2 protein-coding genes are annotated in these 1396 nt (G+C 69.8%); both read left to right on the forward strand.

All coding sequences use genetic code 11. The annotated features are described in order from the left end of the window. Positions 1–64: 64 nt before the first annotated feature. Positions 65–952, forward strand: coding sequence for a LysR family transcriptional regulator (locus APM_RS00110; protein ID WP_007421320.1), 888 nt, complete (start codon positions 65–67; stop codon positions 950–952). A gap of 150 nt (positions 953–1102) precedes the next feature. Beyond that, positions 1103–1396: AbrB family transcriptional regulator (locus tag APM_RS00115; RefSeq protein ID WP_241763078.1), on the forward strand; the 294-nt coding region annotated here is incomplete at its 3' end.

Raw genomic sequence — 1396 nt, forward strand, 5'->3', positions numbered from 1 at the left:
GACGATATAAAAGACGGCCCCGAACGCGGCCGGGAAAGGGAAGCTCACCGTGACAGGCAATCACATGGACTGGGACAAGTTGCGCGTGTTTCACGCGGTCGCCGAGGCGGGCAGCTTCACCCATGCGGGCGATGTGCTCAACCTCTCGCAATCCGCGGTGTCGCGGCAGATTTCGGCGCTGGAGGAGGCGCTGGCGGTGCCGCTGTTCCACCGCCACGCGCGCGGGCTGATCCTCACCGAGCAGGGCGAGCAGCTCAACCGCACGGTGCGCGACGTCTTCGCCAAGCTCGCCATGACCGAGGCGCTGCTGGCCGAGAGCAAGGAACGCCCGGCCGGGCGGCTGAAGGTGACGACGACGCACAGTTTCGGCGTGGTCTGGCTCGCCCCCCGCCTGCGCGCCTTCCTCAAGCAGTATCCGGACGTCAGCATCTCGCTGCTGCTCGACGATGTCGATCTCGACCTCGCGATGCGCGAGGCGGATGTCGCGATCCGCATGCATCCGCCCCGCCAGCCCGACCTGGTGCAGCGCAGCCTGGGCGAGATTCGCTGGCAGATCTTCGCCTCGGAGGACTATCTGCGCGAGGTGGGCAAGACCCCCGAGCGGCCGGAGGATCTCGACGATCACCGCCTGATCCTGTTCGGCGACCGCAAGCCGCCGGTGGCCGACGTCAACTGGATCGCCAGCATCGGCCGGCCGGATGGCGCCGCCCAGCGCGCCGGCGCGCTGGAGGTGAACTCGCTGCAGGCCATGCTGGTCGCCATCCGCAGCGGCATCGGCATCGGCGCGGTGCCGGACTACCTGACGGAAGACACCACCGGCCTCGTCCGCATCCTGCCGGAGGTGAAGGCGCCGAAGATCGACATGTATTTCGTCTATCCCGAGGAATTGCGGAACTCGAAGCGCGTCTCCGTCTTCCGGGACTTTCTCGTCACCGAGATCGGCCGCCGCTGAGCGCGCCGCCGCCCGCCGCGCGCGGGCGGCGGGCCATTGTCCTGGCCTCATGGGTGGGGCGCAAGGCGGGAACTGGCGGGATCTTCCGCCCGGTGCCAGAGTTTCCACCATGCGAATGGCACCCGACCTGACGTTTCTACCGGCATGTTCATGAGGGTCCCGCGCCAGGCGGCGGCATCGCGCTGGGCCTTGCTCGTGCTTGCGACCGTGGCGCTGTCCCTTCTGCTGGCGCGGGTGGGGGTGCCTTCCGCGGCGCTGTTCGCGGCGCTGTTCGTCGCCACCGCGCTTGCCCTGGCCGGGCTGGCGCCCGAGGGCGTGCCGCGCGGCGCGACGCTCGCGGCGCAGGCGGTGCTCGGCGTCGTCATCGGCGCGCTGGTCCGTGCCTCGACGCTGCGCGCGCTCGCCGCCCATGCGGTGCCGGTGGTGATCGTCACCTTCATCACA

It is taken from the genome of Acidiphilium sp. PM, from assembly GCF_000219295.1.
Classification (GTDB): domain Bacteria; phylum Pseudomonadota; class Alphaproteobacteria; order Acetobacterales; family Acetobacteraceae; genus Acidiphilium; species Acidiphilium multivorum.